12 protein-coding genes are annotated in these 15,023 nt (G+C 71.2%); 11 read left to right on the forward strand and 1 reads right to left on the reverse strand.

The window, feature by feature from the left end; all coding sequences use genetic code 11:
• Positions 1-205: 205 nt before the first annotated feature.
• The 11 genes from ACGFWJ_RS19375 to cimA all read left to right on the forward strand — a co-directional run bounded on the left by ACGFWJ_RS19375 (position 206) and on the right by cimA (position 14,577).
• A complete protein-coding gene (locus tag ACGFWJ_RS19375; RefSeq protein WP_387636944.1) occupies positions 206-2,056 on the forward strand; it encodes an acetolactate synthase large subunit in 1,851 nt (616 codons plus the stop codon).
• 23 nt (positions 2,057-2,079) lie between these two features.
• A complete protein-coding gene (gene ilvN / locus ACGFWJ_RS19380) occupies positions 2,080-2,604 on the forward strand; it encodes an acetolactate synthase small subunit (protein WP_392950979.1) in 525 nt (174 codons plus the stop codon).
• 101 nt (positions 2,605-2,705) lie between these two features.
• Positions 2,706-3,704, forward strand: coding sequence for a ketol-acid reductoisomerase (gene ilvC, locus ACGFWJ_RS19385; protein WP_392950941.1), 999 nt, complete (start codon positions 2,706-2,708; stop codon positions 3,702-3,704).
• Positions 3,705-3,923: 219 nt separating this feature from the next.
• Positions 3,924-5,510, forward strand: a complete 1,587-nt coding sequence (serA, locus tag ACGFWJ_RS19390; protein WP_392950981.1) for a phosphoglycerate dehydrogenase — start codon at positions 3,924-3,926, stop codon at positions 5,508-5,510.
• 285 nt (positions 5,511-5,795) lie between these two features.
• Positions 5,796-5,957 (forward strand): hypothetical protein, encoded by a 162-nt coding sequence (locus ACGFWJ_RS19395; RefSeq protein ID WP_387636936.1) that lies wholly within the window; start codon positions 5,796-5,798, stop codon positions 5,955-5,957.
• Positions 5,958-6,053: 96 nt separating this feature from the next.
• Positions 6,054-9,053 (forward strand): S8 family serine peptidase, encoded by a 3,000-nt coding sequence (locus ACGFWJ_RS19400; protein ID WP_392950944.1) that lies wholly within the window; start codon positions 6,054-6,056, stop codon positions 9,051-9,053.
• Between the two features lie 4 nt (positions 9,054-9,057).
• On the forward strand, positions 9,058-9,624 hold the full coding sequence (locus tag ACGFWJ_RS19405; RefSeq protein WP_392950947.1) for a Uma2 family endonuclease: 567 nt from the start codon (positions 9,058-9,060) through the stop codon (positions 9,622-9,624).
• A gap of 62 nt (positions 9,625-9,686) precedes the next feature.
• The gene (locus ACGFWJ_RS19410; RefSeq protein WP_392950950.1) at positions 9,687-10,724 is read left to right on the forward strand and encodes a 3-isopropylmalate dehydrogenase; all 1,038 of its coding nucleotides are present in this window, start codon (positions 9,687-9,689) and stop codon (positions 10,722-10,724) included.
• Between the two features lie 165 nt (positions 10,725-10,889).
• Positions 10,890-12,002, forward strand: a complete 1,113-nt coding sequence (locus tag ACGFWJ_RS19415; RefSeq protein WP_392950952.1) for a branched-chain amino acid aminotransferase — start codon at positions 10,890-10,892, stop codon at positions 12,000-12,002.
• Positions 12,003-12,094: 92 nt separating this feature from the next.
• Positions 12,095-12,637 carry a Uma2 family endonuclease gene (locus ACGFWJ_RS19420; RefSeq protein WP_392950955.1) on the forward strand — a complete coding sequence of 181 codons (543 nt, stop codon included), beginning with the start codon at positions 12,095-12,097 and terminating at the stop codon, positions 12,635-12,637.
• A gap of 335 nt (positions 12,638-12,972) precedes the next feature.
• A complete protein-coding gene (cimA, locus tag ACGFWJ_RS19425; RefSeq protein ID WP_392950958.1) occupies positions 12,973-14,577 on the forward strand; it encodes a citramalate synthase in 1,605 nt (534 codons plus the stop codon).
• 83 nt (positions 14,578-14,660) lie between these two features.
• On the opposite strand, the gene ACGFWJ_RS19430 is transcribed toward cimA, so the two are convergent.
• A partial coding sequence (locus ACGFWJ_RS19430; RefSeq protein WP_392950961.1) for an ATP/GTP-binding protein occupies positions 14,661-15,023 on the reverse strand: 363 nt, incomplete at its 5' end.

Below are 15,023 nucleotides of genomic sequence, written 5' to 3' on the forward strand. Positions count from 1 at the left end.
GCTGAAGAACAGCCTGACGCGCCTCCCCCTCGCATGCCCTTGGCACGAGGGGTTTTTTGTTGCACGAATCCGGGTCGGCCACCGCAGGAATCCTGGCCTCAACCCCCCGAAATCCGGACGATCGAGGCACCGCCGGAGACCGCCCAGGGAGCCACCGCCCCCGGGCCGGCGCCACCCCGAGCAGAACCCGAGAAGAGACAGGCAGATGACTGAGCACGCCGCAACCCCCCGTCGTGGGGACCACCCGGCCGCCCACGCTCCGGGTCAGCAGACCATCGAGACCATGACCGGCGCACAGTCGCTCATTCGCTCGCTCGAGGCCGTCGGGGCCGACACGGTCTTCGGCATTCCGGGCGGTGCCATCCTCCCTGCGTACGACCCGCTGATGGACTCCACCAAGGTCCGGCACATCCTGGTCCGCCACGAGCAGGGCGCCGGCCACGCCGCGACCGGCTACGCGCAGGCCACCGGCCGGGTCGGCGTCTGCATGGCCACCTCGGGCCCCGGCGCCACCAACCTGGTCACCCCGATCGCCGACGCCTACATGGACTCCGTCCCGATGGTCGCGATCACCGGCCAGGTCGCCTCCAAGGCGATCGGCACGGACGCCTTCCAGGAGGCGGACATCTGCGGCATCACGATGCCGATCACCAAGCACAACTACCTGGTCACCGACCCCGCCGAGATCCCCCGGGTGATCGCCGAGGCCTTCCACATCGCCGCCACCGGCCGCCCCGGCCCGGTCCTGGTCGACATCGCCAAGGACGCCCTGCAGGCCACCACCACCTTCCGCTGGCCGGTCGAGACCTCGCTGCCCGGCTACCGCCCGGTCACCAAGCCGCACGCCAAGCAGATCCGCGAGGCCGCCAAGCTGCTGGTGAACTCCAAGCGTCCGGTGCTGTACGTCGGCGGCGGCGTGCTGAAGGCCAACGCCGGCGCGGAGCTGCGCATCCTGGCCGAGCTGACCGGCGCCCCGGTGGTCACCACCCTGATGGCGATCGGCGTCTTCCCGGACAGCCACCCGCAGCACCTGGGCATGCCCGGCATGCACGGCTCGGTCCCCGCGGTCACCGCGCTGCAGAAGTCCGACCTGCTGTTCACCCTGGGCGCCCGCTTCGACGACCGGGTCACCGGCAAGCTCGACTCGTTCGCCCCGAACGCCAAGGTCGTGCACGCCGACATCGACCCCGCCGAGATCGGCAAGAACCGCCCGGCGGACGTCCCGATCGTCGGCGACGCCCGCGAGGTGCTGGCCGACCTGATCGTCGCCGTCCAGGCCGAGTTCGACGCCGGCCACCGCGGCGACTACGCGGACTGGTGGACCAAGCTGAACCAGTGGAAGCAGACCTACCCGCTGGGCTACGAGCCCGCCCCCGAGGGCATGCTGTCGCCGCAGCAGGTGATCGAGCGGATCGGCCAACTGGTCGGCCCGGACGCCATCTACGCCGCGGGCGTCGGCCAGCACCAGATGTGGGCCAGCCAGTTCATCAAGTTCGAGAAGCCCGCCACCTGGCTGAACTCCGGCGGCGCCGGCACCATGGGCTACGCCGTCCCGGCCGCGATGGGCGCCAAGGCCGGTCAGCCCGACGTCCCGGTCTGGGCGATCGACGGCGACGGCTGCTTCCAGATGACCAATCAGGAACTGACCACCTGCAGCCTGAACAACCTGCCGATCAAGGTCGCGGTCATCAACAACGGTTCGCTGGGCATGGTCCGCCAGTGGCAGACGCTGTTCTACAACCAGCGCTACTCCAACACCGTCCTGCACTCCGGCCCCGGCCATGACGGCATCGAGCAGCCCGCCCAGGGCACCCGGATCCCGGACTTCGTGAAGCTGTCCGAGGCGATGGGCTGCGTCGGCCTGCGCTGCGAGCGCCCCGAGGACCTGGACGCCGTCATCAAGCAGGCCATGGAGATCAACGACCGCCCGGTGGTCATCGACTTCATCGTCCACCAGGACGCCATGGTCTGGCCGATGGTCGCGGCCGGCACCAGCAACGACGAGATCCAGTTCGCCCGGGGCGTCCGCCCCGACTTCGGCGACGACCAGGACTGACGGACCAGAAAGCGATGACCACCATGTCCAAGCACACCCTGTCCGTCCTGGTCGAGAACAAGCCCGGCGTGCTCGCCCGGATCGCCGCACTGTTCTCCCGCCGCGGCTTCAACATCGACTCGCTGGCGGTCGGCCCGACCGAGCACCCCGACATCTCCCGGATGACCATCGTGGTCAACGTCGAGGAGCTGCCGCTGGAGCAGGTCACCAAGCAGCTCAACAAGCTGGTCAACGTGATCAAGATCGTCGAACTGGACCAGACCCAGGCCGTCCAGCGCGAACTGATCCTGGTGAAGGTCCGCGCCGACGCCGAGACCCGCTCCCAGGTCACCGAGATCGTCCAGCTGTTCCGCGCCAAGACCGTCGACGTGTCGCCCGAGGCGGTGACCATCGAGGCGACCGGCGCATCGGACAAGCTGGAGGCCATGCTGAAGATGCTGGAGCCTTACGGCATCAAGGAGTTGGTGCAGTCCGGCCTGGTCGCGATCGGCCGCGGCGCCCGCTCCATCACCGACCGCTCGCTGCGCGCGCTCGACCGCACCGCCTGACGCGCGCCGTCTCAACACTTAAGCAGCAACACCGAACCCCCGCCGGGTCCGCCTACGGTAGGAACCCCCGGCAACACCACCACGCAAGGAGATGTGCCCCCGTGGCCGAGCTGTTCTACGAAGACGACGCCGACCTGTCCATCATCCAGGCCCGCAAGGTCGCGGTCATCGGCTATGGCAGCCAGGGCCACGCCCACGCGCTGTCGCTGCGCGACTCGGGCGTCGACGTCCGCGTCGGCCTGCTGGAGGGCTCCAAGTCCCGTGCCGCCGCCCAGGAGGCCGGCCTGCGCGTGGTCACCCCGTCCGAGGCCGCGGCCGAGGCCGACGTCATCATGATCCTGGTGCCGGACCCGATCCAGGCCGACGTCTACAAGGAGGCCATCGAGCCGAACCTGAAGGCGGGCGACGCCCTGTTCTTCGGCCACGGCCTGAACATCCGCTTCGGCTTCATCCAGCCGCCGGCCGACGTCGACGTCTGCATGGTCGCCCCGAAGGGCCCGGGCCACCTGGTCCGCCGTCAGTACCAGGAGGGCCGCGGCGTTCCGTGCATCGTGGCCGTCGAGCAGGACGCCACCGGCAAGGGCTTCGACCTGGCGCTGTCGTACGCCAAGGGCATCGGCGGCACCAAGGCCGGCGTCATCAAGACCACCTTCACCGAGGAGACCGAGACCGACCTGTTCGGTGAGCAGGCCGTCCTCTGCGGTGGCACCGCCGCCCTGGTCAAGGCCGGCTTCGAGACCCTGGTCGAGGCGGGCTACCAGCCCGAGATCGCCTACTTCGAGTGCCTGCACGAGCTGAAGCTGATCGTCGACCTGATGTACGAGGGCGGCCTGGAGAAGATGCGCTGGTCGGTCTCCGAGACCGCCGAGTGGGGCGACTACGTCACCGGCCCCCGCATCATCACCGCCGACACCAAGGCCGAGATGAAGAAGGTCCTGACCGAGATCCAGGACGGCACCTTCGCCAACACCTGGATCGCCGAGTACAAGGCCGGTCTGCCGAAGTACAACGAGTACAAGAACGCGGACGCCGACCACCTGCTGGAGACCACCGGCAAGAAGCTCCGCAAGCTGATGAGCTGGGTGGACCAGGAAGCCTGATCCGGCTTGTACAACAAGGCTGTTCCCGTCCGGGTGATTTCGCCGGACGGGAGCAGTCCCCCCGGCGGCCCGCCGATAGACTCCCGAGTACGCGTCAGGCCCACAGCGTCGTGCGTCTAGCTACGCGACATGCCACCTTCCCCCGCCCTGCGCACGCCACCTTCGTGCCCTCCGCGCGGCGGGGTGAACCGGACAGTTAAGGACACTGTCGTGAGCGCTGTGACATCGAAGAACGCCGTAGTCCTCATCGCCGAAGAGCTCTCGCCCGCGACCGTCGACGCCCTCGGGCCCGACTTCGAGATCCGGCACTGCAACGGCGCCGACCGCGCCGAGCTGCTGACCGCGATCGCCGACGTGGACGCCATCCTGATCCGCTCCGCCACCAAGGTGGACGCCGAGGCACTGGCCGCCGCGAAGAAGCTCAAGGTGGTCGCCCGCGCCGGCGTCGGCCTGGACAACGTGGACGTCGCCGCCTCCACCAAGGCCGGCGTGATGGTCGTCAACGCGCCGACCTCCAACATCGTCACCGCCGCCGAGCTCGCCTGCGGCCTGCTGATCTCGGTCGCCCGCAACATCGCGCCCGCCAACGCCGCGCTCAAGGGCGGCGAGTGGAAGCGCAACAAGTACACCGGCGTCGAGCTCAGCGAGAAGACCCTCGGCGTGGTCGGCCTCGGCCGGATCGGCGTGCTGGTCGCGCAGCGGATGTCCGCGTTCGGCATGAAGATCGTCGCCTACGACCCCTACATCCAGGCCGCCCGCGCGGCCCAGATGGGCGTCAAGCTGCTCTCGCTCGAGGAGCTGCTGGAGGTCGCGGACTTCATCACCGTGCACCTGCCGAAGACCCCGGAGACCATCGGCCTGATCGGCGACGAGGCGCTGCACAAGGTCAAGCCGAGCGTGCGGATCGTCAACGCCGCCCGCGGTGGCATCGTCGACGAGGAAGCGCTGCTGCGCGCCCTCCAGGACGGCCGGGTGGCCGGCGCCGGCCTGGACGTGTACGCCAAGGAGCCGTGCACCGACTCGCCGCTGTTCGCCCTCGACAACGTGGTCGCCACCCCGCACCTGGGCGCCTCCACCGACGAGGCCCAGGAGAAGGCCGGCATCGCCGTCGCCAAGTCCGTGCGCCTCGCGCTGGCCGGCGAACTGGTACCGGACGCGGTCAACGTCCAGGGCGGCGTGATCGCCGAGGACGTGCGCCCGGGCCTGCCGCTGGCCGAGAAGCTCGGCCGGATCTTCACCGCGCTGGCCGGCGAGGTCGCCGTCCGCCTCGACGTCGAGGTCCGCGGCGAGATCACCCAGCACGACGTCAAGGTGCTCGAACTCTCCGCGCTGAAGGGCGTGTTCGAGGACGTGGTGGCCGAGACGGTGTCCTACGTCAACGCCCCGCTGTTCGCCCAGGAGCGCGGCGTCGAGGTCCGCCTGACCACCTCCAGCGAGTCGCCCGAGCACCGCAACGTGATCACCGTCCGCGGCACCCTGGCGGACGGCGGCGAGGTGTCGATCTCCGGCACCCTCTCCGGCCCGAAGCTGACCCAGAAGATCGTCGGCGTGGACGGCTTCGACGTGGACGTGGCCCTCACCGACCACATGGCGTTCTTCCACTACGAGGACCGCCCCGGCGTGGTCGGCACCCTCGGCCGGATCCTCGGCGACGCCGGCATCAACATCGCGGGCATGCAGGTCGCCCGCGACGGTGACAACGCGCTCGCCTCGATCACCGTGGACACCGAGGTCTCGCAGGAGGTCCTCGCCGAGATCGCCGGCGCCATCGGCGCCCGCTTCGCCCGCGCGGTGAACCTCGGCTGACGCCCCCTCAGCACTCCAGAACGGCCCTTCCGACCTTGAGGCGGAAGGGCCGTTCGCATACCCGGTGGTCGTCGCCGTCTCAGATAGTAGGAAATCCAAGTAATTCGGCGACACCGCGGCCCGCCCGCCGTACTGTGGAGTAGTCATACGGTGCGCCACCCCCGCAACGCCGGGGAGCGTGGCCCGTGTGCACGTACGCGGTGCGGCAGGCGACCCCTGCCAGGCGTACTTCTTGTAGTCACCACCCTCGCGCGCTGCTGCGCCCCCGTATGCAAGGAGCCCGGTATGCCTTTCGTCGCAGACCGCACCACCGCCCCCACCACCGCCACCGCCGTCGCCACGCTCGTCCAGCGCCGGCGCCGCCGCGCCCAGGCCGACCCCCGCGCCGCCGCCGCCCTGCAGCGCGCCCTCGACCGGCGCGACAACGGCGCCCCCGCCGAGCACTGAGCCGCACGCACGCCACTGCGCCAGCCGGGTGACTTACCGTCACCCATGCGGTGAACGTCCGCACCCGGCCCGGCTGCCCCTCCTAGGTTGGGCGGGGTGCGTACCGCCCTCGGCCTTCTCGTCACCCTCGCCCTGCTCGCCCCGGCCACCCCGGCCCATTCGGTCGGGACGCCCGGGCCCAGCACCGCCGTGCTGCTGGAGTTAGCCACCGAACCCGCCGCCACCGCCTGGCAACGCGCCCAGGACGGCGCCCGGCGCGAGCACCGCACCCCCGACCAGACCCGGCGTGCCGCGGCCGCCGCCGGCAGCGCCCAGCGCGCCGCCGCCGACCGCTCGCTGGACGCCCTCACCGCCACCCTGCGGCACGCCGTCCCCGACGCCCGCCCGCTGTACCGCACCCGCACCCTGGTCAGCGGCCTCGCCCTGCGGCTGCCCGCCGGCCAACTCCCGCGCCTGGCCGGCCTGCCCGGCGTCAAGGCCGTCCACCCCGTGGCGCTCAAACAGCGCACCAACGGGTACGCGGTGCCGCTCACCGGAGCCCCCAAGGTGTGGGACGGCCCGGAGGGCCACACCGGAGAAGGCGTCCGGATCGGCATCGTCGACTCCGGCATCGACTACACCCACGCCGACTTCGGCGGCCCCGGCACCCCCGAGGCCTACGCCGCCCTGGACGCCGCCGAGCCCGCGCCCGCCGGACTCTTCCCCAACGACAAGGTGATCGGCGGCAGGGACCTGGTCGGCGACGGCTACGACCCCGACCCGGCCGCCGAACACCCGCAGCCCGTCCCGCACCCCGACGAAAACCCGCTCGACTGCGCCGCCAACGGCCACGGCACCCACGTCGCCGGCACCGCCGCCGGCCTCGGCGTCACCGCCGACGGCAAGCCCTACCGCGGCCCCTACCGGCCCGGCCTGAACCCCGCCGACTTCAAGGTCGCCCCCGGCGCGGCCCCCGGCGCCCGGCTGTACGCCATCAAGGTGTTCGGCTGCCACGGCTCCACCGACCAGCTCGCCGCCGCCCTCGACCTGGCCGCCGACCCCAACGGCGACGGCGACCTGAGCGACCGCCTCGACGTGGTCAACCTCTCCCTCGGCAGCCCGTTCGGCAGCCCCGACGACGCCGACGCCCTCGCCGCCGACCGGCTCGCCGCACTCGGCACCCTGGTGGTCGCCGCCTCCGGCAACGAGGGCGACGTGTACGGCGTCGGCGGCAGCCCCGGCACAGCGGGCCGAGTGCTCACCGCCGCCGCCTCCGTCGACCCGCACGGCGACGCCGACGGCATCACCGTGCTCGCCCCCGCCGCTCTCGCCGGAACCGTCCCCGCGCACTGGAGCGGCCGGTACACCCAGTGGGACACCGCCACCGTCAGCGGCGAACTCGCCGTTCCCGCCCAGGACTTGGACGGCTGCGCGGCCTTTGGCGCCGACGATCTCGAACGGCTGCGCGGAAAGATCGCCGTCCTGCGCTGGACCACCAAGGACGCCGACCGGGCCTGCGGCTCCGCCCCGCGCGCCGACCACGCCGCCGACGCCGGAGCCATCGGCGCGCTGTACGCCGCCGACGGCGACGACCTCGGCGAGATCGCCGGCGACGAACGGATCCCCGCCGCGATCCTGGCCCGCGCCGACGGCGAACGCCTCCTCGCGGCCACCGGCCCCGTCACCGTCCGGCTCGCCACACCCGGCAATCCGCTGCACGGCGCCGTCCCGCAGGACCAGCCGCAACGCACCGACACCCTGGCCACGTTCACCTCCCGTGGCATCGGCGTCGACGGCATCGTCAAACCCGACCTGGCCGCACCCGGCGAAACCATCTGGTCCGCGAAAGCCGGCTCCGGCAGCGCCGGCATGCGCGAGGACGGCACCTCCATGGCCACCCCGCACCTGGCCGGCCTCGCCGCACTGGTCCGCTCCGCCCACCCCGAACTGGGCGCCGCCGAGATCAAGGCCGCACTGATGAACACCGCCACCGACACCTACCGGCACGACAACCGCACCGGCCCCGTCTACGGCCCCGAACGCACCGGCAGCGGCCGGGCCCGCGCCGACGACGCCGTCCGTACCCCCGTCCTCGCCTACGGCACCCAACTCGACGGCGCGGTCGGCGTCTCGTTCGGCGTGGTCGAAGCCACCGGGGCCCAGACGGCCACCCGCGAGGTCGAAGTCCGCAACCTGGGCGACCGCCAACTCGCCTACGGCGTCGGCTACTCCGGCTCCACCTCCGTCCCCGGCGCATCGTTCGCACTCTCACCCGCCCGGGTCGTCCTCCCGCCACACGGCACCGCGACCGTCACCGTCACACTCCGCCTCACCAGTGGCCTCGGCCGCGCCCCCGACCCCACCCTCGACCTGATCCAGGCCGGCCACCCCCGCACCTACCGCGGCGAACTCTCCGGCCGCCTCACCCTCACCCCCGCCGACCCCACCCTCCCCGCCCTCCGCGTCCCCCTCTTCGCCGCCCCGCGCCCCGCCACGGACGCCACCGCGTTCGGCACCCCCAGCGCCTTCGCCCTGACCGGCGGCATCCGCCCTGACCTGCTCACCGTCCTGCAACCCGGCGGGGAAGGCTCCGGCGAGCTGCGACACGCTGCCGCCGCCGTCGACGACCAGGGCATGCTCTACCTCGCCGCCGTACTCGCCGCCCCCACCGCCACCCCCGTCGGCGCCTCCGCCGTCCGCGCCACCCTCGACCTCGACGGCGACGGCACCCCCGACGCCACCGTCACCGCCGAACGCCTCCCCGGCAGCGACGTCCTCATCGCCCGCACCCGCGACGCCCGCACCGGCACCGAACTCGACGTCCAACCCCTGGGCGGCCGCTGGGGCGACACCGATACCGCCCTCCTCGACTCCGACACCGTCCTCCTCCCCGTCCGCCTCGCCGCCCTCCCCGCCGCCACCAACCTCCACTACACCCTCTCGACCGGCCCCTCCACCCTCGGCCCCTTCGCTGTGGACCTCACCCGCCCCACCCCCGTCCTCCACCCCGCCCACCCCGGCGAGCTCTTCCACACCAAGCTGCGCGACGCCCTGCTGATCCACCACCTGAACCCGGTCGGGCAGCGCGTTCAGCTCCTCACCCCGAAGGGCGACTGATCACATGGACGACCTCACTCCGTACCCCGACTGGATCCGCCCACCTGTGCACGGATACCGGGCGGATGACCTTGACCACCTCCCGGACGCCCCGCCGCGCACCGAGCTGATCGCAGGGTCGCTGATCTTCACCGCCCCGCGCACCAAGTGGGAAACCTGGGTTACGGGCCTGTTGGAGAAGGCATTGGTGGCCGCCGCTCCGGCGATCTGGGAGGTCTGGCGCTCGATGACCGTCACGCTCGATGCGCGCAATCGGTTTGAGCCCGACCTGATGGCGGTCGACTCGCGGCCGGGCTGGGGGCCGGAGACCACCTTCTGCAGGGCGGAGGACGTACTGCTCGCTGTCGAGGCGGTCACGGAGGAGTCGGTGGAACGCGACCGCGAGATCAAGCCCCGCAAGTACGCCGCCGCCGGCATCCGCTACTTCTGGCGGGTGGAGAACGTGGATGACCGACCCGTCGTCTACACCTACGAGTTGGACCCGGCGACCAACCGCTACACCCCCACCGGCATCTTCCACGACCGTCTCAAGGTCGAGCACCCCTTCCCCGTCGACATCGATCTGAGCTGACATCCCGTCCGGATCGTGGACGCCGCGTGCTCAGGGCCTGGGACGGTTGTACTGTCCGAAACATGTCTCGCACCATTCGTCTCGCAGTGATCCCGGGTGACGGCATCGGCCAGGAGGTTGTGGCCGAGGGCCTCAAGGTGCTTCGCGCCGCCCTGCCCTCCGATGTGAAGCTGGAGACCACCGAGTACGACCTCGGTGCCCGGCTGTACCACCGGACCGGGGAGACCCTGCCGGACGCGGTGCTGGAGGAGCTGAAGGGGCAGGACGCCATCCTGCTCGGCGCGATCGGTGACCCGAGCGTGCCGTCGGGCGTGCTGGAGCGCGGGCTGCTGCTGAAGCTGCGGTTCGCCTTCGACCACCACATCAACCTCCGCCCCGGCAAGCTGTTCCCGGGCGTGCAGTCGCCGCTGGCGGGGCAGCCGGAGATCGACTTCGTGGTGGTCCGCGAGGGCACCGAGGGCCCGTACGTCGGCAACGGCGGCACGCTGCGCACCGGCACTCCGCAGGAGGTCGCCACCGAGGTCAGCCTGAACACCGCGTTCGGCATCGAGCGGGTCGTCCGGGACGCGTACCGTCGCGCCCAGGCCCGTCCGCGCAAGAAGCTGACGCTGGTCCACAAGAACAACGTGCTGGTGCACGCCGGCCACCTGTGGACCCGGATCTTCGAGCAGGTCGGCCGGGAGTTCCCCGAGGTCACCACCGACTACCTGCACGTGGACGCGGCGACGATCTTCTTCGTCACGCAGCCCGAGCGGTTCGACGTGATCGTCACCGACAACCTGTTCGGCGACATCCTGACCGACCTCGCCGCGGCCGTCACCGGCGGCATCGGCCTGGCCGCGTCCGGCAACATCAACCCGAGCGGCGACTTCCCGTCGATGTTCGAGCCGGTGCACGGCTCCGCCCCGGACATCGCCGGACAGGGCAAGGCCGACCCGACCGCCACCGTGCTCTCGGTCGCCATGCTGCTGGAGCACCTCGGCTTCGCCGCCGAGGCCGCCCAGGTCGAGGCCGCGGTCGCCGCGGACCTCACCGCGCGCACCGGCCCCCGGTCCACCTCCGCGGTCGGCGACGCGATCGCCGCCCGAGTATCGGGCTGACCGGCCGGATCACAATTCCGGCCGACGGGCCGGTTCACAGACGTACAGCCTCCCGGCTGTTCGGCACGGCCCTCTGGATGCGAGTATCGACAGTGGGCCGTGCCGTCATGCGTTCCTCCGCCCGGCGGTGGCCCAGCCAAACCCCACGGTGAAGGACAGACAGCCATGAGCACGCCCACCCAGGCGCCCATCACGTTCGACCTCAAGCCCTCGGCGCAGCCGCTGTCCGACGCGGAGCGCGAGGCCCGACTGGCCAACCCCGGCTTCGGCCGGATCTTCACCGACCACATGGTGACCATCCGCTGGACCGAGGGCCGCGGCTGGCACGACGCCCAGCTGACGCCGTACGCGCCGCTGGAGATCGACCCGGCCAACATGACGCTGCACTACGGCCAGGCGATCTTCGAGGGCCTGAAGGCCTACCGCCAGGCCGACGGCTCCATCGCGACCTTCCGCCCGGAGGCCAACGCGGAGCGCTTCCAGGCCTCCGCCCGCCGCCTGGCGATGCCCGAACTGCCCGTCGAGGCCTTCGTCGAGGCGGTCGAGCTGCTGGTCCAGCAGGACCAGGCGTGGGTGCCGAACCAGCCGGAGCAGAGCCTCTACCTGCGTCCGTTCATGTTCGCCACCGAGGTCGGGCTGGGCGTGCGCCCCGCCAACTCCTACATCTTCATGATCATCGCCTCGCCGGCCGGCGCGTACTTCCCCGGCGGCGTCAAGCCGGTCTCGGTCTGGCTCTCCGAGGACTACGTGCGCGCCGCGCCGGGCGGCACCGGCGCCGCGAAGTGCGCCGGCAACTACGCGGCCTCCCTGGTCGCCCAGGCCGAGGCCGCCGCCAAGGGCTGCGACCAGGTGGTCTGGCTGGACGCCGCCGAGCACAAGTGGGTCGAGGAGATGGGAGGCATGAACCTCTACTTCGTCGTCGGCGAGGGCGAGAACGCCACCGTCGTCACCCCCGAACTCTCCGGCGCCCTGCTCCCCGGCATCACCCGCGACTCGCTGCTCGCCCTGGCCAATGACCTCGGCTACCGCTCCGAGGAGCGCAAGATCTCCACCGGCGAGTGGAAGCAGGGCAACGCCGACGGCACCATCACCGAGGTCTTCGCCTGCGGCACCGCCGCCGTCATCACCCCCGTCGGCCACGTCAAGTCCGCCACCGCCGACTGGACCATCGGCACCGGCGAGCCCGGCCCCATCACCATGCAGCTCCGCGAGGCCCTCCTCGCCATCCAGGGCGGCCAGCGCCCGGACACCCACCACTGGCTCCACAAGATCGTCTGACGACGCCGGCCCGGGCATTCCATGGCGGAATGCCCGGGCCGACAACCTTTGGCGCGGCGGCACGTTGGGCTCGGTGACAGAAGGAGCCTGCCGTGTGTGCGATCGAACCGGAAGACCCGTACCTGGTGGCCGACTTCCTCGCCATGGAGACCCCGGAGGGCTACCGCGCCGAGCTGGTCGCGGGCGAGATCGTGGTGTCCCCACCGCAGGACGGCGGCCACGACACCGTGATCAGCCGGGTCCTCCGGCAGGTGTTCCGTTCGGGGGGTGACTTCGACGCCGGCCTGCGGAAGGGGCTGATCGTGCCGGGAGGCTACTACATCCCCGACGCGACGTTCACCGAGCGGAACGCGATGAACGGACAACCGCCGTGGTGGGTGCCGTCCGGTGTGGTGCTGGTGCTGGAGGTGACCTCGCGGCTGCCGCTCCGGGAGCGCGCCATCAAGAGGCTGGGATACGCGGCGGCGGGGATCCCGCTCTACCTGCTGGTGGACCGCAGTGTCGACGAAGTGGTGCTGCACAGCATCCCGGCCCACGGTGATTACGCCACCACCGGAACGGTGCCCGTCGGTGCCTCGCTCCCGTTGCCCGAGCCGTTCGGGTTCGAGCTCGACACGGCCGAGCTGTTCGCGTAGGCGTTTCGGATGGCGAGACGGGTCTGTCGTATCGCGGACCGTGTGCAAGACTGCAAAGGTGTCCTCGCTTTCGCTGATTATTAGCAGCAGGCGCGCCGGTCCGCAGTGACCGCTTCCGTGGCAACACCCTGACCGCGGAGCGACCACCAGCGTCCAGACCCGCGCGCAGACCTCTCGCACCCGCGAGGGGTCTTTTGTTTTGTCCCGGACCGGCCCGGGCCCTCACGAGGGGGCCGGAGACACCGGGGGAGCGCGCGGGATGCTGGACAGTGGAGCCGGATCACGATCCCGGCAAAATGCATGAAAATACTCCACCGAACGGAGAACCCAGGGCCATGACCGAGGCCAACGACCGTCCGCACGACGGCTTCCACGTCTTCGACACCACGCTCCGCGACGGCGCCCAGCGTGAGGGGATCAACCTCACGGTGGCGGACAAGCTGGCCATCGCGCGCCACCTGGACGAGTTCGGCGTCGGCTTCATCGAGGGAGGCTGGCCCGGCGCCAACCCCCGGGACACCGAGTTCTTCGCCCGCGCGGAGGCCGAACTGGAGCTGAAGAACGCCCAGTTGGTGGCGTTCGGCGCGACCCGCCGGGCCGGCGGGAAGGCTGCCGAGGACCCGCAGCTCGCGGCGCTGGTCGCGTCCGGCGCGCCGGTGGTGACGCTGGTGGCGAAGTCGCACGACCGGCATGTGGAGCTGGCGCTGCGCACCACGCTGGAGGAGAACCTGGAGATGGTCCGGGACAGCGTGGAGTTCCTGCGCTCCCAGGGCCGCCGGGTGTTCATCGACTGCGAGCACTTCTTCGACGGGTACCGGGCGAACCCGGAGTACGCGCTGGCCGTGGTCAGGGCCGCTCACGAGGCCGGCGCGGACGTGGTCGTGCTGTGCGACACCAACGGCGGGATGCTGCCGTCCGGTGTGCGGGAGATCGTCGCGACGGTGCTGGCGGAGACGGGTGCCCGGCTGGGCATCCACGCGCAGGACGACACCGGCTGCGCGGTCGCCAACACGCTGGCCGCGGTGGACGCGGGCGCCACGCACGTGCAGTGCACCGCGAACGGCTACGGCGAGCGGGTCGGCAACGCCAACCTGTTCCCGGTGGCGGGGGCGCTGGAGCTGAAGTACGACCGTCGGGTGCTGCCGGCCGGCAGTCTCGCCGAGATGACCCGCATCTCGCACGCCATCGCCGAGGTGGTGAACCTGACCCCGTCCACCCACCAGCCGTACGTCGGCTTCTCGGCGTTCGCGCACAAGGCGGGCCTGCACGCCTCGGCGATCAAGGTGGACCCGGACCTGTACCAGCACATCGATCCGGAGCGGGTCGGCAACACCATGCGGATGCTGGTGTCCGACATGGCGGGCCGGGCGTCGATCGAGCTGAAGGGCAAGGAGCTGGGCTACGACCTGTCCAGCGACCGTGACCTGGCGGGCCGGGTGGTGGCCCGGGTGAAGGCGCAGGAGAACCTGGGCTACACCTACGAGGCGGCGGACGCGTCGTTCGAGCTGCTGCTGCGCGACGAGGTGAACGGTGGCGAGCGGCTGCGGTTCTTCGAGCTGGAGTCCTGGCGGACCATCAGCGAGCAGGGCCCGGAGGGCCGGGCGGGCAACGAGGCCACGGTGAAGCTGTGGGCGCGGGGCGAGCGGAAGGTCGCCACCGGCGAGGGCAACGGCCCGGTGGACGCGCTGGACAAGGCGCTGCGGGCGGCGCTGGAGCCGATCTTCCCGCCGCTGGCGAAGCTGGAGCTGGTGGACTACAAGGTCCGCATCCTGGAGGGCCAGCACGGTACGGGCTCGAAGACCCGGGTGCTGATCCAGTCCACCGACGGCACCGGGACGTGGTCCACGGTCGGGGTGGCGGACAACGTGATCGCGGCGTCCTGGGTGGCGCTGGAGGACGCGTACACCTACGGCCTGCTGAGGGCCGATCAGCGGCCGTAACCGCGGTCGGTGCGAGGAAGTGCCCAGGGGGCGTGCGGATGACTCCGCACGCCCCCTGCTGGCGTGGCCATGCCCGTGTCTCGTCAGCGCAGGCGGGCGAGGAGGGCGTGCTCGACGAGGGTGATGAGTGCGCTCTTGGCGCTGTCCCGGCGTCGGGCGTCGAGGGTGATGATCGGGATGTCCGCGTTGAGCTGGAGGGCTTCGCGGACTTCGTCGCCGGTGTGGGGCTGGTGTCCGTCGAAGCCGTTGAGGGCGACGACGAAGGGGAGTCCCGAGTTCTCGAAGTAGTCGAGGGCGGGGAAGCAGTCGGCGAGGCGTCGGGTGTCGACGAGGACGACGGCGCCGATGGCACCGCGGACGAGGTCGTCCCACATGAACCAGAAGCGGTCCTGTCCGGGGGTGCCGAACAGGTAGAGGATGAGGTCCTCGTCGAGGGTGATGCGGCC

It is taken from the genome of Kitasatospora sp. NPDC048407, from assembly GCF_043200475.1.
Taxonomy (GTDB): Bacteria; Actinomycetota; Actinomycetes; order Streptomycetales; family Streptomycetaceae; genus Kitasatospora.